The sequence below is a fragment of the Streptomyces sp. NBC_01235 genome, assembly GCF_035989285.1.
Taxonomy (GTDB): Bacteria; Actinomycetota; Actinomycetes; order Streptomycetales; family Streptomycetaceae; genus Streptomyces.
This window is the reverse complement of the sequence record NZ_CP108513.1, coordinates 8,484,285-8,505,439: the sequence shown is the minus strand read 5'-3', so window position 1 is coordinate 8,505,439 and position 21,155 is coordinate 8,484,285. Positions and strand designations below refer to the sequence as shown.

At 69.7% G+C, this 21,155-nt stretch carries 13 protein-coding genes; 6 read left to right on the top strand and 7 right to left on the bottom strand.

What is annotated here, in order from left to right; all coding sequences use genetic code 11:
• The first annotated feature begins 149 nt into the window (after positions 1 to 149).
• The 3 genes from OG289_RS38270 to OG289_RS38260 all read left to right on the top strand — a co-directional run bounded on the left by OG289_RS38270 (position 150) and on the right by OG289_RS38260 (position 4,919).
• Positions 150 to 2,354, top strand: a complete 2,205-nt coding sequence (locus OG289_RS38270; protein WP_327318595.1) for an autotransporter — start codon at positions 150 to 152, stop codon at positions 2,352 to 2,354.
• A 470-nt stretch (positions 2,355 to 2,824) separates the two neighbouring features.
• The gene (gene mmuM, locus OG289_RS38265) at positions 2,825 to 3,766 is read left to right on the top strand and encodes a homocysteine S-methyltransferase (protein ID WP_327318594.1); all 942 of its coding nucleotides are present in this window, start codon (positions 2,825 to 2,827) and stop codon (positions 3,764 to 3,766) included.
• Between the two features lie 79 nt (positions 3,767 to 3,845).
• Positions 3,846 to 4,919, top strand: coding sequence for a LacI family DNA-binding transcriptional regulator (locus OG289_RS38260; RefSeq protein ID WP_327318593.1), 1,074 nt, complete (start codon positions 3,846 to 3,848; stop codon positions 4,917 to 4,919).
• A gap of 175 nt (positions 4,920 to 5,094) precedes the next feature.
• On the opposite strand, the gene OG289_RS38255 is transcribed toward OG289_RS38260, so the two are convergent.
• From OG289_RS38255 to OG289_RS38225, 7 genes are all read right to left on the bottom strand, one after another.
• A complete protein-coding gene (locus OG289_RS38255; RefSeq protein ID WP_327318592.1) occupies positions 5,095 to 6,741 on the bottom strand; it encodes a carboxylesterase/lipase family protein in 1,647 nt (548 codons plus the stop codon).
• Positions 6,742 to 6,833: 92 nt separating this feature from the next.
• The gene (locus OG289_RS38250) at positions 6,834 to 8,096 is read right to left on the bottom strand and encodes an alginate lyase family protein (protein WP_327318591.1); all 1,263 of its coding nucleotides are present in this window, start codon (positions 8,094 to 8,096) and stop codon (positions 6,834 to 6,836) included.
• 25 nt (positions 8,097 to 8,121) lie between these two features.
• Entirely contained in the window at positions 8,122 to 11,445 is a 3,324-nt protein-coding gene (locus tag OG289_RS38245; protein WP_442819021.1) for an alginate lyase family protein, read from the bottom strand.
• A 29-nt stretch (positions 11,446 to 11,474) separates the two neighbouring features.
• Complete coding sequence (locus OG289_RS38240) at positions 11,475 to 13,259, bottom strand: putative Ig domain-containing protein (protein ID WP_327318589.1); 1,785 nt, start codon at positions 13,257 to 13,259, stop codon at positions 11,475 to 11,477.
• A 38-nt stretch (positions 13,260 to 13,297) separates the two neighbouring features.
• Entirely contained in the window at positions 13,298 to 14,170 is an 873-nt protein-coding gene (locus OG289_RS38235) for a carbohydrate ABC transporter permease (protein WP_327318588.1), read from the bottom strand.
• Positions 14,167 to 15,165: a carbohydrate ABC transporter permease gene (locus tag OG289_RS38230; protein WP_327318587.1), complete on the bottom strand. Its 999-nt coding sequence runs from the start codon at positions 15,163 to 15,165 to the stop codon at positions 14,167 to 14,169. The genes OG289_RS38235 and OG289_RS38230 overlap by 4 nt, the downstream gene beginning before the upstream one ends.
• Entirely contained in the window at positions 15,162 to 16,511 is a 1,350-nt protein-coding gene (locus OG289_RS38225; protein WP_327318586.1) for an extracellular solute-binding protein, read from the bottom strand. Before OG289_RS38225 ends, OG289_RS38230 begins: the two co-directional genes overlap by 4 nt.
• Before the next feature lie 608 nt (positions 16,512 to 17,119).
• On the opposite strand from OG289_RS38225, the gene OG289_RS38220 reads away from it, so the two are divergent.
• From OG289_RS38220 to OG289_RS38210, 3 genes are all read left to right on the top strand, one after another.
• On the top strand, positions 17,120 to 18,133 hold the full coding sequence (locus OG289_RS38220) for a hydroxyacid dehydrogenase (protein ID WP_327318585.1): 1,014 nt from the start codon (positions 17,120 to 17,122) through the stop codon (positions 18,131 to 18,133).
• Positions 18,134 to 18,347: 214 nt separating this feature from the next.
• Entirely contained in the window at positions 18,348 to 19,442 is a 1,095-nt protein-coding gene (locus tag OG289_RS38215; RefSeq protein ID WP_327318584.1) for a LacI family DNA-binding transcriptional regulator, read from the top strand.
• 369 nt (positions 19,443 to 19,811) lie between these two features.
• A complete protein-coding gene (locus OG289_RS38210; RefSeq protein ID WP_327318583.1) occupies positions 19,812 to 21,149 on the top strand; it encodes an ABC transporter substrate-binding protein in 1,338 nt (445 codons plus the stop codon).
• The last annotated feature ends 6 nt before the right edge of the window (positions 21,150 to 21,155 follow it).

The following is a 21,155-nucleotide window of genomic DNA, read 5'->3' as shown; positions in this document are numbered from 1 at the left end:
CAGGTCAACGGGTCGGACGAGACTGATGGAAAGCCCTTTCTGGAGGTTTCCGGGCTGGAGGGTGGTTTTCCGGTCCTGGCGGGGCCCGGCCGACGTTCGGGGGCGGGCAAATTTCTGTTATCGCTCTCGCGTCACCGCGTCTCCGATGCGTGCGCAGCCCTCTCCACACCTCAAGCGTGATCGTCGGCGCCCTCACGGCCGTCGCTGCCCTCCTGGCCACCGCTCCCCCGGCCATGGCCGCCGGCGCCCGGGACGTCACCGCCGACGTCCTCGCGAACCGGGACGTGACGCTCACCGGCGACACGGTGGTCACCGTGCCGTCCGGGACGACGACGTACGACGGCGTCTTCCACGGCCAGGGAACGCTTACCGTGCGCGGCGGCGGAACGCTCGTCCTGAGCAAGGACAGCGACTTCACGCTGCCCGAGGCACGCCGGCGCCAGGTGGTGCGCACGCAGGGCGGAAACCACCCGTACACAACGGTCAGCAATCCCGATCCGCCCGCGATCACGGTGGAGCACGGGACGACCCTGCAGTACGGCACCGGTGGGGGTACGGGTCTGATCGGGCACTTCCCCTACGACACCCCGGGATACCGGCTCAACCAGCTCAACGTCCGCGTCGACGGCACGCTCCGGCTGTCATTGACGCGCACCTTCAACATCGGCACGATCAGCGGGTCGGGTCTGGTCACCCAGCCCCGCAACATGTGGGGCACCCTCGACCTGGCGGGCGCGCACCCCTTCTCCGGGGTCATCGACAACGGCACCGGGATGGCGGTCGGCCGCCCCGAGTATCCGGTTTCGCTGCCCAACGCCCGCGCGATCCTCAATCAGGGCTCCTGGATCATCGACACCCCGCTGTACCAGACGATCGTCCTGCGGCAGGACTTCTACCAGCGGGAGTACGGCAGCGACGTCAACGTCCACACTCGGCCCGGCAGCAAGGTCGTCCTCACGGGGCAGTACAGCTACAGCGACCAGGGCGGCGACAGCAATCCCTCGCTGAGTGACCCGGACATCAACTGGCGGGCGGTGGCACACCAGTTGAACAAACGTGGCACCAACATCGAGGGCGCGAACGTGCAGTGGGGCGACGGCACCACGCACAAGATCTTCATGCCGGGAACGAAGGACACCGTCTACATCAACCTGCACGAGGCCAGCGGACGGCGGTCCCTGCTGACGTTCGACTACAACGGTCCGGTCACCCTGGGTGCGCCGATCGGCGGCGGCAGGTACCACGACACGCTCGCCGCGCCCGGCGCCGGCGACGTCGTCATCGCCGGAACCAAGGGTAACGACGTCACCTTCGCGGCAGCGCAGTACTACGACGGTTCAACCACCGTGAAGAAGGGGGCGGTCCTGCGACTGGGGTCGGCGCAGGGTGACGGCTCCGTGCTCACCGGCACCGACCGGCGCCGGATCGTGAACGACGGCATGCTCGTCGTGCGCAACACGAAGACCGCGATCTCTCTGTCCCGGCTCGGCGGCAGCGGCTCGCTCGTGCAGTCCGGTACGGCGACGACGAACCTCACGGGCTCCGCCGTGACGTACACCGGGACGACAACGGTCAAGCAGGGGACCCTCGCGCTCAAGGACGGGGCGACCCTCGCCAACAGCAGGGCGATCCGGCTGACATCGGCGGCAGCGCGGCTGGACACCGGCGGCTCGGCACTGCGGGTGACGAGCACACTCAGTGGCAAGGGCACCGTGAAGGGCGCCGTGACGAACGAGGGCGTGGTCGCAGGCGGGCTGACGGTAACCGGTGCCTACACGCAGAACGACAAGGGCCAACTGGTGCTGACAGACGCGCCCTTGAAGGTGGGCGGCAAGGTCACCCTGGGCGGCGGGCTCGACCTGTCCGCTGCGGGGACGGCCGCCGCCACAACCGGTACCGGAACCGCTTCCGGCAAAGCTTCCGCCTCGACCGTTGCCGGTACCGCTTCCGGTGAGGCTTCCACGCCGACCGGCAAGACCCCCCAGCGGGAGATCACCATCCTGAATCACACCGGTAAGAACCCCACCACCGGCACCTTCGACGATCTGAGGGAGGGAGCCGGAGTGAAGCTCGGCGACACCGTTTACCGGATCAGTTACAAGGGGGGCGACGGCAATGACGTCGTCCTCACGGCAACGGCCGCGAGCCCCTCGACGAGCACGCACGGACAGGCCTCGCGGGGGGCCGTGACAGCCGGGACGCGCAGCGCGAGCGCTGCCGAGAGCGGTGCCTTCGGCTGGTGGCCGTACGTCCTGGCGGCCGGGATGCTCGGTGCGCTGCTGGTCCCGGCGACCAAGCGCACGCGTGGTGGCGGGCGACGTCGGGGTGGACGGCACTCGGCCCAAGGGCGTTAGGTCATCGCGTCTCGCCTCGCCGACCACCCTCGCGGCCGGCTGCCGTCTCCACGCAAGATCCACCCGCCATCCCTCGCCGGCCACTCCGTGCGCGCGGCGAACGGGCCGAAGATGTCGCGCGGAAGAACGCGGAAGAACGGGGAGACCGCCCTTCACCGGGCTGCGCCGCCCCTGTCTGCCGACGGGCAACGTGAAGGCAGCGCCGATGATGATGTTTCCCATCACCTGAGCGAGAGTGTTCGCGGCAGCCGGTCCGACGGACCGGCAACGCCGGGCGGAAGGGCGATCCGGCGTGTTGTCCTCGGCCCCGGGGGCGGGAGCGGTGCGGGGGACGGTCACAACGGTTTCCGTGCGGAGCAAGGGAAGGACGGAGGAGCGTGGCCACAGCCGCGACGTCCCGCATTGTGGACCATCTGTTCACTTACTGGACGCGCAGAGCTGTCCGCCGCCGCTTCGACTAGCGTCGAGGCATGACCAGCGACACCCCTGTTCCCCTCGCGGAGACCTCCCTCGCCACGGCTCTCGCCGCCGGGACCGTCGTCCTCGACGGCGGTATGTCCAACCAGTTGGAGTCCGCCGGGCACGACCTGAGCGACGAGCTGTGGTCGGCGCGGCTGCTCGCCGAGCGACCCGAGGCGATCACCCAGGCGCACCTCGCCTACTTCGAGGCGGGCGCGAACGTGGCGATCACCTCCAGCTACCAAGCCACGTTCGAGGGGTTCGCGAAGCGCGGCATCGACCACGAGGAAGCCGTCCGGCTGCTCGCCCAAAGCGTGGAGCTGGCCCGGGAGGCGGCCCGGCAGGCACGGAGCAACGGGGTCACGCACCCGCTGTGGGTGGCCGCGTCGGTGGGCCCGTACGGGGCGATGCTCGCGGACGGCTCCGAGTACCGGGGCCGCTACGGGCTGAGCGCAGGGGAGCTGGAACGTTTCCACCGCCCCCGGCTGGAGGTGCTGGCCGCTGCGGAGCCCGACGTGTTGGCGCTGGAAACAGTTCCCGACGCCGACGAAGCCGAGGCACTGCTGCGCGCTGTGCGCGGTCTCGGCGTGCCGGCCTGGCTGTCGTACTCGATCGCCGGTGACCGGACGCGCGCCGGGCAGCCGCTGGAGGAGGCGTTCGCCCTGGCCGCCGAGGCGGACGAGGTGATCGCGGTCGGTGTGAACTGCTGTACCCCCGAGGATGTCGACGCCGCCGTGGCGACCGCGGCGCGGGTGACGGGCAAGCCGGTCGTCGTCTATCCGAACAGCGGCGAGGCCTGGGACGCGGAGGCCCGCGCCTGGAACGGCCGCTCCACGTTCGCCCCCGAACAGGTCCTGGGCTGGCGGGAGTCCGGGGCACGGCTGATCGGCGGCTGCTGTCGGGTCGGCCCGGAGGCGGTCGCGTCGATCGCCCGCACACTGACCTCCGCATAGGCCCCTTGCCGCCCACCCACCGCTGCTAGCCTCCGCTCGGGAAAACGGTTGCTGCCGGATTTCCGAGGGGAGGGCGGGGATGACGAAAAAGGCTGCGGACGGGGTGCGCAGCACGATCCGTGACGTGGCGGCCCGTGCGGGCGTGTCCGCGGCAACGGTTTCGCGGGTGCTCGGCGGTGTGTACCCGGTGAGCGCGGAGACCCGCAGGCGGGTGCTGCGGGCGGTGGGAGAGCTGGACTACGTCGCCGACGCGCGGGCAAAGGCGGTCGCGGGGGCCGGGACGCCGACGCTGGCGTTCGTACTGGAGGACATCACCGGGCCGTCGTTCGCGCACATGGCGCACGGGGTGGAACGCGAGGCGCACCGGCTCGGACACCTGTGCCTGGTGTGCAGCACCGAGGGAGACGTACGGCGCGAGCTGGACTTCGTGGAGACCATGCGGGCCCAACGGGCCGCGGCCGTCATCCTGGTCGGCGGGGCCGCCGACACTGCGGAGTACCGCGAACGCACCCGCCGTATCGCCGACTCGCTGGCGTCCGCCGGGTCCCGGCTCGTCCTGTGCGGACGGCCCCCGCTGGGTCCGGGGGCGCCCGTGACCGTCGTCGAGTACGACAACGAGGGCGGAGCCTTCGCCCTGGTCGCGCACGTCCTCGCCCAGGGACACCGGCGGGTGCTGTTCCTCGGGGGCAAGCCGGACCACACGACGGCTGTGGGACGCGAAAGCGGTTACACAGAGGCCCACCGGGCGCGCGGCATCGAGGTGGACCCGGCGCTGGTCCTGCACGGCGACTTCACCCGTGACTCCGGGCACCGCCTCCTGCGCCGGGCCCTGGACCAGGGCCTGAACTTCACGGCCGTGGTGGCCGCCACCGACATGGTCGCGATCGGCGCCCTTGCCGCCCTGCACGAGGCGGGCCTGGACGTGCCGGGCGACGTTTCGCTGACCGGTTACGACGACATTCCGTTCGCCCGCGATCTGCGTCCCGCCCTGACCACGGTCCACGTGCCCTACGAGGAGCTGGGCCGCCTCGCCGTCCGCACGGTGCTCGGCCGCTCCCCGGGCGGACCGGGCGAACATCTGCTGCTGGGCACACATGTGGTGGTGCGGGACTCGGTCGCGGGCGTGGGGAAGGGATCCTCGGCCTCGAGGTGACACGGTCGGCATGGCACTGCGAGCACGTCATGCCGCGCGGCACCCCTCCACGCCCCACCGCGCCTGGCCCCACCGCGCCACGCCTCGCCTCGCCTCGCCAACGGCAGAGTGACCCGCCCTGAGGACCGACGCGACAAGGCAACCACGCGCCTGGCTCGGGGAGACCGTCAGGACGTCAGCGTCCGCGCACTCCCCCGGCCCGGCGCAGCCGGCGCACCGCCGACCTCAGCTCCGTGCCGCGCACGAGCCTGCTGGTCAGCGGATCCGGCGTCGCCGTGCCGCCAGCGGATTCTCCCGGTGCCGCGGCGGGCTCCGCCGTCCACAGGGCCAGCTCGCGGTCACGCGGACCGTATGCGGAATACGACATGCCGTCGACCGTGTACGGAGTACCGTCGCCCTCATACGGTCCGCTGCCGACCTCGCCGAAGATCCGCACGGGATGCGTCGCGTCCCAGGCCTCCCAGCCGGGGTCGCCCGTCGCCACGAACCGTGTCCACGCCCCGTGCATCGCGTCGGCGAGCTCCTGCGGCGCGCCGTCCCCCGCGAGCTTCGCGGACTCGGGCGTCTCGCCGGTGTCGAAGACGAACCCGAGTTCGAGGGCGTGGCAGGCGCCGAGACCTGGCCTGAGAGAGGGCCAGGCGAACTCGTACAGGTACGACGACCCCGGGCGGGCGTCGGCCAGCCGTTGCAGGGGCAGGCGCAGCAGGTTGTCGGTGACCATCTGGCCGACGATCTCGGCGGTGCCGGCCTCGGGGTGCAGGGCCCGGTAGCCGCGCGGCACCTCGTGGCCGCAGCGGCAGCGGGCCCTGGCGCCGGCGAGGGCGACGGGACCGAGCCGGTCGACGCGCTCCAACAGGCCGCCCGGGACCAGCCACAGCCGGTACTCGTCGCGGGTCCAGCCGAGGAGCAGGTCGATGCCGGGGGCCGCGTCCCCGTCGACGAGGGCCTGCAGGGGGTCGCGCGGGACGAGGTCGTCGTCGACGACGATGCCGAAGCCGGGCCCGCCCAGGACAGGGCTGCTGAGCCTGCCGACCTCGGCCTGGGTGCGCAGCAGCAGGTCCCGGTCGACGGCGGCGAAGGCCTCGGCGGTGGCAGGGATCTTCAGCCGGGCGGCCATACGTCGCACCATGCGCCGGACCTTGTCCCGCTCGGAGGCCTCCGGCGGTCCGCTCTGCAGGACGGCCCTGCGGAACAGGCCCTGCGCCTGCGGAGCCGCGATCAGGGCGCCGGTGCTGATCGCACCGGCGGACTGTCCGGCCAGGGTGACCCTGTCGGGGTCGCCGCCGAAGGCCCTGATGGAGCGATGGACCCATTCCAGCGCGGCCAGCTGATCGCGCAGGCCGGGGTTGGCGGGGGCGTCCGGGAACAGTCCGTAGCCCTCCACCCCCAGCCGGTAGTTGATCGATACGAAAACGATCCCGTCCCGGGCGAAGTTCCGTCCGTCGTACACCGGCACAGCCGAGGAACCCCTGGTCAGGGCACCTCCGTGCAGCCACACGAGGACGGGCAGCCGGGCGTCCGGGCCGGGCTCGGGTGTCCAGACGTTGAGGTTGAGACAGTCGTCGCCCGGCACGACCGGGTCGGACAGGTACTGGGCGAAGGCGTCGGAGTACGGCGGTTTCGGGGGTGTCGGCCCGAAGACGCCCGCGTCGCGCACACCGTCCCAGGGCTCGGGCGGGACGGGCGGCCGGAACCTGCGGGGCCCGAAGGGGGGTGCCGCGTACGGGATCCCCCGGAAGACCGCGATTCCGTCCTCGTACCTGCCCCGTACGGCCCCGTACGGGGTCCTGGCCACGGGGTCCTTACGGTCTGCTGCCGCCATGCGCCCACCAGCCCTTCGCCGCGCTCGTGCACCGGTGACACCAGAGCACCACACAGGCGCGCGGTATTCCGGTGCACGAGCCGGTGGAAGGGCTATTTGGCGTACATCAGGGTGCCGAAACCGAGCTGGTCGTAGCCGCCGCTGGTGGAGCCGTAGTCACCTCCCCCGCCCTCGGGGGCGACGAGGTTGTAGTACATCTGCGAGATGTACTTGTCATCCAGGTACACGCGCCGGTTGTAGTGGAAGTGGAGCATGGCCCACACCGGACGGACCTGGCCGCGGGACCCGGAGCTGATCACCGTCTGCGAGTTCTGGGCGCAGGTCGTGCCACTGCCCCAGGTGTACGTGGTGTACGGCACGGACAGGCCGATGTTGTACTTGGCGACGTACTGGGCCGCCTTGAAGAACCTCCTGCTGTCGTAGCCGTACAGGTCGTCGCCCTGGTTCCAGGCCATCTCGCAGATGGCGCCCATCTGGCCCATGCCCATCATCGTGTGGCCCTGGTCGCGGCCCGACTCCTGCCACTGGCCGAGGTCATAACCCTCGACGTTGGAGTACAGGAACGGCACCGCGTGCTGGATCGAGCCGTTGCCCGCGCCGGTCTTGAAGTAGTTGACGGCCTGGTCGTACTTGGCGCCGTCGTCGCACAGGATCCCGATGGCCATGACCGAGGCCATGTTGCACAGGTCCCAGTTCGCCCAGTAGTTGGTGATGCAGGCGCCGTTGTGGTGGAGCAGGAAGTCGTTGTTCATCGGGTAGAAGACGTTGAGCATCATCCGCTGGAACCGGGCCAGGTCGAAGCCCGGGTACCCGCGCATGAGCTCGGCGGCGTTGGCGAACTCCCATCCGTAGATGCCCGCCGCCAGGAAGCGGTCGGCATTGCCCTGGATGGAGGTGAGCGTGTTCGACCATGCGTTGAGGATGCGCACGGCGCAGTCGCCGTTCGCGCTGGTACCGGCGACGTTCCAGCGCAGGGCGTTCTGGTAGGCGGCGGCGATGTCGTTGTAGAGGATCCCGTAGTTCTCGGGATAGCCCGATCCGCGGTAGACCGTGGCCTGCGGATTGGGGGTCCAGGTGGACTGGGAGTGGGAGTTGGCGGTCAGCTTGTTCCAGCCGGACAGCCAGGGGTCGGTGCCCGCGGCGACCCGTACCTTGGCCCGGTTGATGTCGCCGGCGTTGTGCAGCATGCCGGGGTGGGCGAAGGTGGCGGGGGCCGCGCCGGCGGGGGTGCCCGCCAGCGCGGCCGCGGAGCCTCCGACGGTGAGGGCGGCCGTGAGTCCGCCCGCGGTCCTCAGCAGACCGCGGCGGCTCACCTCTGTCTTCTCGTGGTGCTCGTGGGGGGATGTGCGGCTCATTCGTGTGTCTCCAATCCGTGGAGCACTACATGGGGGTGATGCTCACCTCGTCGAACTCGGTGGTGCAGCGGACCAGGGGGCTGCGCGAACAGACCACCAGGCCCACGTAGTAGGGGGCGTCGCCGAAGCCGGGGATCTCTCCCGTGGCGAGGGGGGTCCAGGTGACGCCGTCATCGGTGGAGGTATAGGCGGTGAAGGCGGTCCCGACGCGCTTCAGCCGCAGCAGGCAGGGAAGGGCGACCGTGCCGTTCCCGTTGAAGGCCGACTTTCCGGCGACGGCCGTGCGCAGCATGAGCTGCGCGCTGCTCCCGCCGGTGACGATCGCCCCGGCCGCCTGGTCGAACGGCGACAGGGACTTGGCCATCAGCAGGCCGACCCGGTCGGCGGTGGCGCCCGTGCGGGAGACCAGCCGGGCGGTGAACTCGCAGTCACCGGTGACGGGCCTGCGGACGAACTGCCCGGTCATGCCCTGGCCGTTGGCGTTGAGTTCGTAACCGGAGCCCCGCACGGTGAAGGCACCGTCCTGGTACGAGGTGATCCCGGGGGCGAGGATCGACACCACCCCGAAGCTGCCGTACGCGCGTTCGTCGAGGACCACGTCGCCGAGGTCCCCGTACGTCCACGGGTCCGGCGGGGGCGTGCCGACCGTGAGGGTCAGCGATCCGCTCACGGTTCCGGCCGCGTTGCCGGCGGTGGTGGTGACGGTGAACCCCCCTGTCTCCTGGGGGGTGCCACAGATCAGGCCGGTGCGCTTGTCGGCCTTCAGCCCCTCGGGCAGACCGTCGGCGGCGAACCGTATGGGCTCGTGAGAGGCCTTCAGCTGCAGGCGGAACAGGTCGCCCTGGTTCGCGAACGAGGTGGTGTCCGAGGTGAGTTGCGGAACCGAGGGGCTCGGCATCACGGCGCCGGCCGGCTGCGAACGCACCCCGCGACCACCGCTGTTGGTCTTCGCGACGGTGTAGTGGTACGTCCGGCCGGGTTCCCCGGTGGCGTCCGCGTACCGGATGCGGGTGCCGAACCCGACCGGGCCTATGCCGGTGGCGATGGTCTGGTACGGCCCGTCGGCGGTGTCGGCGCGCAGCACGGCGTACCGGCCCGACAGGTCCGGGTCGGTCCAGGCCAGCTCGACGGCGTCGGCACCGGTGGTCGCCCTGAGGTCGGCGGCGGTGCGGGCCGGGCGCGGCATGGACCAGACGTCGCCGTACGGGGACGTCACGCTGACGTTGTCGAAGGCGCCGGTGCCGGTCTCGGCGTACTCCTCGTCCACACCGAGGCAGGAGGTGAGGACGAGACCCACGTGCACCGAGCCACCCAACTCGACGTCGGTGGAGCCGACTTCGGTCCACCGGACGCCGTCCGGGGAGATGGCTCCGGTGCAGCGCCGGCCCTTGCGACTCACTCGCACCCAGTACGGTGTCCGCATCCGGTAGCCGTCGCCCGCACCCTCGACGTACGGGGCCTCGAGCGGCGTCGCGGAGTCGGGCAGCGCACCGAGGCTGGAGATCGGGAACGCCGCGTCGGTCGTGATCGCCTGCTGCTGGGAGGGCGGCACGGGTGTGCTGCCGGTGGCGGACACGGCGGCACCCGTCGAGGGGCGTACGGTCCACACACCGCTCCACGTGTGCAGCGGCAGGCCCTGGATGAGCATGGAGGCGTGCGCGGCGTCCGCCTTGAGGGAGTCACGCAGGGTGACGCCGATCTTGGAGTACTGCGAGCTGAGGGGCCACACGATCCGCGCCGTGACGGTGCAGTCGCCGTACAGCGGCAGATGCACCAGCCGGTAGGTGTCGGCGGTGCCGCTCGCCTCCAGGACGAAACGCTCGCCGTCGAAGGCGACGGAACCGGGGATCTTCACCGTGCCCACGTCCTGGGTGGACCAGGGCCGGGGAAGTCCGGCGGTCGCCGACGTCGAGGACGAAGCGTCGCTCTCGCCGAGGGAGTTCACGGCGGTGACGGTGTAGTGGTAAGTCCGGCCCGGGCTCACGTCCTGGTCGGTGTAACGGGCCGCCTCGATTCCGGAGGCGAGCTGCTCGTAGGGGCCCTCGGGTCTGGTGGCCCGCTGGAGCGTGTAACCGGTCGCCCACGCGGACGGCAGCCAGGACACGGTGACCGCGTGGTCGTCGCCGATCGCGGTGACGCCGGCGGGGGCGGTCGGCACGCTCGGCTCGGTGGCCTTGGTCCCGGCGTAGGTGAGCGTGCCCCAGCTCGGCAGATCGTCGTTGCTCGCTTCGATCACGCGGGTGCCTCCCGTTCCCCGGAAGACGGCGTTCTTCGTGTACGGGGCGTCGAGCCCGCGCACGCCGGCGTAGTGCGCGTACGCCATCTCGTAGATCGGCGGGAGGCTGCCGCGCCCCTTGTCCGACACGGCGGTCTTGATGTACTTGCCGGTGCGGTCCAGGTCGGGGACGAAGGGCACGTCGCCGCCGAGGTTGTAGCGGGCCGCGTACTCGAAGTTGGCGAGGATGCGGTTGTCGTCGAAACCCCACAGGTCGACGCCCTGGTTCCAGGCGACCTGTGCGGCGTCGCCCATCAGGCCGACGGCGAGCTGTTCGTGGCCCTGGTCGCGGCCGCTCTCCTGGCCCTGGCCCGCGTCGTTGACGATGCGGCCCAGGACGCTGCCGTTGCCCGCACCGGCCGCGGCGAACCGCAGCGCGTCCTCGAAGAGCGTGCGGTTCTCGCAGAACACGCCGATGGCCATGATGGACTGAACGGACGTCAGGTCCCAGTTGCCGTTGGCGTACAGCATGTAGCCGGAGACGGCCGGGTACCACACCCGCAGGAAGGACTCCTCGCAGCGCGCGATGTCCGCGTCCGACCAGCCGTCGTAGTCGCTGTGCCGCAGCAGCTCGGCCGCGTTGACGAACTTGAAGGCCTGCAGACCCGCGCCGAGCGGGCCGTCCGCCCCGGTGATCGCCGTCAGGGACGCCGACCAGGCGTTGAGGATGTCCCGGGCCTTGTCCGCGTAGGCACGGTTGCCGGTGACGCACCACATCAGCGCCGTCTGGTAGGCGGCGGCCGAGTCGGCGACGGCCTGGTTCTGGAAGTTGGTGGGGCCTCGGCCCCAGGAGGTGATCTGGCCGGTGTTCTGGATCGTGTACGTGGCCTTCGAGCGGGCGTGGGCCGCGAACACCAGGAAACCGTCGTAGACGGGCGATTCCTGGGCAGCGACCGCGGCCTTCATGCGGGCGAGGTCCGCGGCGCTGTGCAGCAGTCCGGGGTGGGTGAAGGCCCGCAGCCGGGCCTTGTCGTCCTGGGCCCAGGCCGCCGCGGAGGCGGACAGCAGTCCGCCTCCTGCAGCGACCACGAGCCCCGCCGCGCCGAGGAAGGACCGTCGGCTGAGAGGAAGCACGGGTGACTCCATGGTTCAGAAGGGCCGTATCACGCGTGCTGGACGGTGAACGTGACGGTCTGCGTCGCGGTGCCCACGCTGTTGGTGGCCGAGACGGTGGCGGTGAAGGTGCCGACGTTGTCCCTGGCGGTCCCGGAGATCAGACCGGTGGCCGTGTCGATGTCCAGCCCCTTCGGCAGCCCGTCGGCGTTGAACGACGTCGGCAGCGCGGAGGCCGTGATCAGGTAGTTGAAGACCTGGTTCTTGGTGGCCGTGGCCTGGTCGGGGCTGGTGATCTGGGGCTTGTCGGTGGCCGTGGCCTCGGTGGAGTTCAGGAACCGGGTGTTCAGTACGTGCTCGTTGGCGTAGGCCGGCATCAGGTCGGTGAACTTGTACCAGCCGGGCTTCTTCATCCCGTTGGCGATGGCCTTGCCGTTGATGACGAGGTTCTGGAAGGTGACGTTCTGGATGGCGTGGTCCACGTCGTAGCCGACCATGACGGACGGGTTGGCGTGCGTCCCGGTGTACGTGAGGTTCCGTATGTACACGCCGTCGATGCCCCGTCCGACGGAGGTGTTGTACGACTTGTTGAACATGACCCGCATGTTGATCAGCTGGCCCCAGCGGAAGTCGTCCACCCGGATGTCCTGGGCGCGGACGTTTCTCACCAGGTTGCTGTCGCCGGGGTTGAGCGCGATGCAGCCCTGGTAGTCCATCTGCGGTTCGCGGTGGTCGAGGATGTCGATGTTGCTGAAGACGAGGTTCTCGATGGTCTCCGGCTTGTCGGTGTTGCCGTGCGTACCGACGTTGATCGGGTGCGCGACGTCCGCCCAGAGGGTGGAGTTGCGGACCGTGATGTTGCGGCAGTCGCCGTAGTACCCCCAGCGGTGGGCGTAGATCGCGATGCAGTCGTCGGCGTTGCGCATCCAGACGCCCTCGATGAGGACGTCCTCGCTGGAGAAGACGTCGATGCCGTCGCCCCACTGGCCGTGGCTGTAGGAGTGCAGGTTGCGGATGGTGACCTGCTTCGACTGGCCGATGGTGCAGGCGTAGCCGCTGCTCGGGTTGAGCACCATCACGCCGTCGATCTCGATGTTCTCGGAGTACTCCACGAGGACACCGTTGGCCGAGTTGTACAGCACGCCACGGCCGCGCAGCCGCGCGTTCTCCACGTTCTGGAACGCCACCCGCGACGTCAGCACCGCACCGCCGGCCAGGTAGACCATCTTGCCGCTGGGCACGTTCACCACGCCGCCCACTGTGGTGTGCAGGCCCGGGCCGAAGTAGATGACGTCCGGGTCGTCGAGGTCGGGCGCGTTCGACTCGATCGGGTTGGCGTGCAGCTGCAGGTTGTTGAAGATCTCGCCGTCGATCTCGATGGAGAGGTTGCGCGGCTCGGTGAGGGTGAAGCTCACCGTCGCGCCGTCCACCGTGAACTGGGTGCCGTAGGACAGGGGACGTATCCGCGCGGTGCCGATGGTGCCCTTGGACGAGGTGACGGCGACCTCCACGGTGCCGTCGAAGTCGAACATGGCGACGGAGGAGTTGAAGACCGGGCCGCTGCCCGTGTTCGCGTCGATCTGCTTCGCTCTGGCGCGGTAGACGGGCACCGTCTGCCACTCTCCGCCCGGCGTACGGGCCTTGACGGAGAAACTCGAGTTGGTCGGGACTCCGCTCGGGATGGGGTACACCACCAGCCGGTCGGACGCTCCGGGCGTGTCCGCGGCCCGGGCGGTGCCGGCCGCCGCGCCGATCAGTGAGTACGCGGCGACGGTCGCGCCCGCGGCCTGGATGAGGGTGCGCCGGCTCAGTCCGGTGTTCTGGGTGTCGTTCATGGGGCTGTTCCTTCGATAAACGGGGGCTGGTGAGACGGTTACTTGAGACCGGAGGTCGACATCCCGGCGACGAAGCCGCGCTGGGCGATGAGGAAGATGAGCAGGATCGGGACCACGTACATGACGGAGGCGGCGGCCTGAAGCTCGGGGACGGGCGTGCCGGCCTGGCTGACGTAGGTGGTCATCACGGCGACGGCGAGCGTGGTGCGGTCGGTGGACAGCAGGAGCTGCGGGGCGATGTAGTCGCCCCAGGTCCAGGTGAAGGCGATGATGAAGCTCGCGGACAGCACGGGCCAGGACTGCGGCAGGAAGATCCGCCAGAAGATCGATGTGTATCCGCAGCCGTCGACGATCGCGGCCTCCTCCAGCTCGCGCGGCATGGCCGCGAAGAACTGCCGGAAGAGGAAGACCAGATACGGTGCCGCCGACAGGCCCCACAGCACCCACGGCCAGTACGTGTCGACCATGCCGAGCTTGGCGAAGATCAGGTAGGTCGGCAGCAGCGTGACCATCTGGGGCAGCATCATCGAGCCGAGCAGGACGCCGAACAACACCTTCTTGCCGGGCGCGTCGAGCCGGGCGAAGCCGAAGCCGACCCAGGCGGAGCTGAGGGTGACGAGTGTGGCGTAGATGAGGGCGATGGCCAGGGAGTTGCGGGCGTAGCCCAGAAAGTCGATCTGGTTGAAGGCGTCGGCGAAGTTGTGCCACTGGAAGGCGTCGGGCAGCCAGTGCACGGGCGAGGCGGCCAGTTCGCCCTGGGTCTTCAGGCCGCTGAGGATCAGCCAGCCGAAGGGGCCGAGGAACAGCCCGGTGACGGCGACGAGGACCGTGTAGAGGACGAGGCGCCTGACGCGCACCCGTACGCGGATGTCGGTCATCGACGACTTGGGCGGCAGGGTGGTGGCGGTCACTTCTTCGCCTCCGGGTCGACGTTGTAGAACACCGCGCCGGACGTGAACTTGAAGATGAGTCCGGTCACGACGAGGATCAGGACGAAGAGCACCCACAGCAGCGCGGAGGCGTAGCCGTAGCGGCCGAGCGCGAAGTACTGCGCGAACACGTGCATCATGTAGAGGTAGTTGGACTGCGGGACCGTGGTGATGCCACTGGTGTCCCCGAGCGGGGCCAGCAGCAGCGGCATGATGGTCTGCACCGAGGCGATCATTCCGGTCACCGCCTGGAAGAGCAGGACGGGCGACAGCAGCGGCACGGTGATACTGCGGAACGTACGCCAGGCGCTCGCCCCGTCGATGCGGGCCGCCTCGTGGAGTTCGCGGGGTACGTCCTGGAGCCCGGCCAGCGAGATGATCATGACGTTCCCGGCACCCCAGAGCACCGTCATCAGCAGCACGTAGCGGGCGTAGGGGTCGGCGAGCCAGCCCACGGCGTCGATGCCGAGGAAGGTCAGGACGCCGTTGGAGGCTCCGGAGTTCTGGTCGAAGAGAAGCTTGAAGGCGAGGCCCGCGCCCACCGGCGGCACCACGGCGGGCAGATAGAGCAGGGTGCGGAACAGGCCGCGCGCCTTGATGGGCCGGTTGACCAGGACGGCGAGGACGAGCCCCGCGATGATCGACAGCGGCACCGAGCTCAGCGCGAACAGGCCCGCGCGGCCGAGCGCGTCCCAGGTCTGGGAATCGGCGAACAGCTCGCGGTAGTTGCCGAGTCCGACGTACTTCCAGTGGGGAGAGATGCCGTCGAACGTGGTGAAGCTCAGCCACAGCGCGTACGCCATCGGTGTGACGGTCAGCAGCAGGAACCCGATGATCCAGGGCGAGGTGAACATGTAGAACGCGCGATGCCTGCGCGCGGTCATGGAAGTCCGCGGCCCGCCGGCGGCCGGTGCGCGTCCGGCGCTCGCGGCGGCGCCGGGCCGGTCCGCGACGAAGGAGACCTGGTCGACCGTCATCCCACTTGCTCCTTACCGCGCTTCAGCTGCTCGTTGATGGCCGAGTTCAGGCGCCCGGCGAGAGTGTCGACGGAGATCTGGCCGTTCATCGCGGCGGGGGCGATCTGGTTGAAGAGGGCGTCGACCGCGTCTGCCCTGGAGTAGGGGGTGAAGGAGACCACCGAGAAGTGCTTCAGCTCGTTCTCCTGCGCCTTCAGCACGCGCTTCTGGTAGTCCTCCTGGGCCGGCATCAGCGAGCGCATCGACTTCAGGGTGGGGATGCCCCAGCCTCCGGAGGCGCGCGCCTTGGCCGGCTCCTCGCCGAAGAACCACTCGAAGACCCGCCATGCGGCGTCCTTGTTCTTCGCTCCGCGCGGCATCCACAGGCCGGTGCCGCCCTGGCAGGCGCTGATCCGCGGGCCGCCCGCGAAGACCGGGGCGGGTGCCAGGCGGGACACCTCCGCCAGTTTCTTGTCGGCGCCGATCATGCCGCCCATCCAGTAACCGGAGTTCGACATGGCCAACCGCCCGGCCTGGTAGGTGGGCCCGTCCCAGCCGTTGGGGTCGGGCTGGACGAGGCTCGGCCCGACCTTGGTCCTGCAGTAGTCGATGTACCAGGCCAGGGCCTTGCGAGCCTCGGGGGTGGTGAAGTCGACCCGGGAGAAGTCGTCGCTGAAGAGGCTGCCTCCGGCGGACGCCGTCATGGTCGCCAGAAGCGTGGCCCGGGTGAGGCCGCCGTAGCTGCCACCGAAGACGGTGGTCTGGCCCCTCCTGCGCTGCACGAGGTGCTTGGCGGTGTCCAGCCACTCCTCGTACGTGACCGGCTCGGTCTCCGAGGGGTAGTCGACACCGCCCTTGTCGAAGGCCGCGGTGTTGTACCAGTACATGGAGTCCTGGGAGAAGTCCTTCGCCATGCCGTAGCGCGGGCCCTTGCCCTGGGCACGGCCGTCGTAGCGCCACAGGTCGTTGACGGGGTCCAGGTCGTCCAGCTTGAGGACGCTGCTCCGGGCGAAGTAGGGGTCCAGTTCCTCGGCCACGTCCCGCGCCGCGAAGAACGGCGAGTCCACAGCCCCGACGCCGCGCACCAGGTCGGGCGGATTGCCGCTGGTGAGCATCGCGATCAGTTTGGTGATGTCGTACTTCACCAAACTGATCTTGATGCCGAGGTCCTTCTTGGCCTGCTGGACCTGCTCCGGGAGGATGTCTCCGGAGTTGACCATCACGGTGACGTTCTCACCGGATCCACCGACCCCGCTCGACACCTGCATCGCACAGCCGCTCAGCGCCGTCGCACCGGCCACGGCGCCACCGGCCGACAGAGCGAGGAAGCGGCGGCGGCTGGGAGGGGCACCGGCATGGGAGCGCATGGGGGCCTCGCCTTCTGGTTCGGGGATACGAGTTCGGGCGATCCGGGAGGACACGAACGCGGGATCGCGACAGACTCGCCGTAGTAACAAGTAGCAACCGGTTGCTACGAGCGGGTGGCCAGAGCTTGTGTCGGTCTCGATGGCGCGTCAAGAGCCTGCGCAGACTTTCGAAAACTCTGCGCCCGTGCCCACTGCGCCGCAGACGCGCCGGAGAACGGTCTCCGGAATCCCGGAAAAACCCTTCTGACCTGTGGTGATCGCCAGTTCGGCCACCAAATCCGCACGGTGACCCGCCGTTCGAAGATTTCGCCGGCCCGCACCGGTGAACGCCGCCTCCACGCTCCCTCGGCAACCGGTTGTGACGGCAGCTCCGCCTCCGCCTCTCGGCCCCCGCCTCGACGACGGAAACATGTTTCTCGCTCCCCGAGGCCCGCCCGCACACCCCGCCGCAGTCCCCCAACTCCCGTGCTGAGGTGCCCCTTTGCCCACGAAGCGGCCCGAAAGGATTTCCGCCCCGGCGATCCACCCCACCGATTGACCCCGGCTCTAGAGCAGATCTACGGTAGAAGACGCTTTCAGAAAATGTTTCCTACGCACTCAGGAGTGTCATGCCCAGCGCCCAGCTGCCCAGGGCCGTGTTCGCCATGGATCCGGTGCATCTCCCCCTGCTGTTCCCGGCGCCGCTCCTGGCCCGCCTGCGGCAAACGGCCGACATCGACCCCGCGCTCGTCGTACGGGACTTCGCCGACCCGGCCGCCGGGCCCGCGCTGGCCGCCGCCGAGGTCCTGATCACCGGCTGGGGCTGCCCCCACCTCGACGCGGAAGCGCTCACCGCGGCACCCGGGCTGCGCACGGTCCTGCACGCGGCGGGCTCGGTCCGCTCCCTCGTCGGCGACGCCCTGTGGAAGCACGGCGTCGCCGTCTCCAGCGCGGTCACCGGCAACGCCGTACCCGTCGCCGAATACACCCTGGCCATGATCCTGCTCGCCGGGAAGGACGCCTTCGGCCACCGGGAGCGCTTCCGCCGCACCCACGCCTACCCCACCCCCGCCGAGACCGCGTCCACCGGCAACCTCGGCCGCCGCGTCGGCGTCATCGGGGCCTCACGTGTGGGCCGCCGCCTCCTGGAGCTGTTGCGCCCCTACGACTTCGAGGCCTTCCTCCACGATCCGTACGTCGACGCGGCCGAGGCCGCCGAGCTCGGCGCCCAGCTCCTCTCCCTGGAGGATCTGCTGCGACACAGCGACATCGTCAGCCTGCACGCCCCCGACATCCCCGAGACCCACCACATGCTCGACCGCGCGCGGCTCGCGCTGATCCGTGACGGCGGCCTGGTGATCAACACCTCCCGGGGTGCCCTGGTCGACCACGTCGCCCTCACCGACGAGCTGCTCTCCGGTCGGCTGCACGCGGTCCTGGACGTCACCGAGCCCGAACCGCTGCCCGCCGACTCCCCCCTGTACCGGCTGCCCAACGTCTTCCTCACCCCGCACATCGCGGGCTCCCTCGGCAACGAACTGGAGCGGCTCGGCCGCATCGTCGTCGAGGAACTGGAGCGCCTGGCGCAGGGCCTGCCCCTGGCCCACGAGGTACGGCACGCGGACCTGGCCCGGGTCGCGTGATGCAGGCGCCGCCCGGGCGTCCCGGCCGGCACGCACCTTCGGCTCACCGGTGGCCGGCACGTGGCCAAAAGCCCTGTTCCGCGGCCCTCGCCGTCCGCTGTCCACAGGCTCCCCCACCTGGAGGAACGATGGGATACCGTTTCCGCACCGCCGAGGGGACCGGCGGCCTGGGCCTCCCCGGCGGGCGGACCACGACGGCGAAGGAGCCAGCACGGTGAGTCAGCGCAAGACGAGCACGGACGCCGGACGGTCGACCATCCGTGACGTGGCGGAGCGCGCGGGCGTGTCCGTGGCGAGCGTGTCGCGCGTGCTGTCCGGCAACTACCCGGTCTCGGAAGAACTGCGCCGCCGGGTGATGAAGGTCGTCCGCGACCTGGACTACGTCACCAACGCCCACGCCCGCTCCCTGGCCGGCGGCGGCACCCCGACGGTCGCGATCCTCCTCAACAACATCACCGGCGCCGCCTTCGCCCACGTGGCCAAGGGCGTCGAGGGCGCCGCCACACTGCGCGGATGGCTCTCCCTGGTGGGCACCACCGGCGACGACCCGGAACGCGAGCTCGCCCTGGTGAACATGATGCGCCAGCAGGGTGTCGCCGCGGTGGTCCTGCTCGGCGGCGCCTACGACTACGAGGAGTACCAGCTGCGCATGGCCCGCTTCGCCCGCTCCCTGGACGCGGCCGGCTCGCACCTGGTCCTGGTCGGCAGGCCGCCTCTGGAGGGCGACGTACCGGCCACGACGGTCGACTACGACAACGAGTCCGGCGCCTACGCCATGGCCAGCCATCTGCTGTCCGCGGGCCACCGGCGGGTCCTGGTGCTGCCCGGCCCCGCCGGGCTGACCACGGCGCAGAGCAGGCTGAAGGGCGCCCGGCGGGCCTTCGAGGCGTACGGGGTGCCGTTCGACCCGGGCCTGGTGCGGCACGGTCCGTACGACGACGAGCACGGGTACGCGGCCGTCGAGACGGCCCTGCACGAGACACCCGACTTCACCGCCGTGCTCGCCGGGACCGACATCGTCGCGGCCGGAGCCATGCAGGCGCTGCGCTCGGCGGGCCTGCGCGTCCCGGAGGACGTGTCGATCGTCGGCTACGACGACATCCCGCTGGCCTCCCAGCTCACCCCCCAGCTGACCACCGTGCACGTCCCGTACGAGGAGATGGGCCGCGTCGCCCTGCGCGCGGTCGCCGACCGGCGCGAAGGCGGCTCGGGCAGCCGCAGGAGCGGCGACAGCGAGCACCTCGTGCTGGGCACCCATGTCGTCGTACGCGACTCGGTGCAGCCTCCGCCTCGCCATGTGAGCGGGTGAGCTGTGATTACGTTACGAAACCGTTTTCCGCAGGTATTTGCCGACCTCGCCGAGCGCTTGAGCGGTGCCCGCCAGGAGTCCTGAAGGCCCCTGCGCATCACCTCTGACCTGCGCAGATTCCGCCTGATTCACCGTAGGCGACGTTCCCTGGAACTTCACCCCACGGATCAGCAGTCGTAACAAGTTTCCGCCTACCTCTTGCTATGGGCGGAGCGGCCGTCCTACGGTCCAAGCAACCGGTTACTACAGCTTCCGCTTTGGCCGAACCCCCCGCAACCGCGAGCCGATGTCCTCCGGCCGCCGTTCCTGGCCAGTACCGAGCCGCCGTTCCTCGTTTCCGAGGCCTACTTCCCAAAGGATCACGGTCAGATGAACTCCACCAGCCCCCGGAGAAGGTTCGCCCGCGCCGCCGTTGCGGGATTCGCGCTGACAGGTCTACTCACCGCTTGCGGCGGGTCCGGGGACGATGACTCGTCCTCGAAGTCGTCCGGTCCGGTCACCCTCGAATTCTGGGGCTGGGCCAACGGACAGGAGGCGGTCGTCAAGGCGTTCAACGCCTCCCACAAGGACGTCCAGCTCAAGTACACCAAGGTCACCGACCAGCTCACCATGCAGAAGCAGCTGACCAACGCGGTCAAGGCGAAGAACGCCCCCTGCCTGGTGCAGAACACCGCCGAATACGTGACGAGCTGGGTCTCGCAGGACGCGCTCGCCGACATCACGAAGTACGTCGAGTCGAGCAAGGCCAAGTTCAACACCGGGTCCTGGGCCGCCGGGCAGGTGCAGGGCAAGGTCTACGGCGTGCCGACCAGTTCGGCACCCGCGTTCACCATCTACCGCACGGACATCTTCACCAAGTACGGCCTCAAGGCGCCCACGACCTGGGACGAGTTCATCGCCGCGGGCAAGGAGCTGAAGAAGCACAACGTCAAGATCACCAACTACGCCGGTGAGGACCCCAGCACCCTGGAGGTGCTCGCCATGCAGGCCGGGGCGCACTGGTACTCCGTCGACGGCAACTCCTGGAAGGTGAACTTCCAGGACGAGGGCACTCTCAAGGCCGCGAAGGTGATCCAGGACATCATCGACAACGACCTCAACTCCAAGCTCTCCTTCGCCGACTACGCCGCCGTCCAGCGCAACTACGACAACGGCGGCACCGCGACCCGCCAGATCTCCACCTGGCAGATGGCCGGCATGGTGAACAACTTCACCAAGTCCTTCGGCCAGTGGGCGCTCACGCCGTGGCCGACCTTCGCGGGTGAGGCGGCCAAGACCCCGGCCGGCACCAACCAGAGCGGTGGTGTGACCCTGGTGCCCAAGCAGTGCGAGAACCAGAAGCAGGCCGCCGAGGCGGCGCTGTGGATGTCCACCGACACCGGCGCGGTCAAGACGATGGCGAGCCCGACCACCGGCAACGGCGTGATGCCCGCGCTGGCCGACAGCAACTCCTACGTCGGCGAGGCGATCTCCCAGAAGCTGCTCGGTACGAACTACCAGCCGGCCCAGCAGGTCGTGAAGGACAGCCTGGGAACCGTCACCACCGACTGGGCCTTCGGCCCGGACTGGACCGCGATGTTCACCGAGCTGCAGGCGGGTTGGGGCAAGGTCGTCAGCAAGGAGCAGAAGGTCACCGACCTCCTCGCGCACATGCAGCAGTGGACGGTCAACGACCTGAAGTCCCGCGGCATCAGCGTCAAGGGCTGAGGCAGA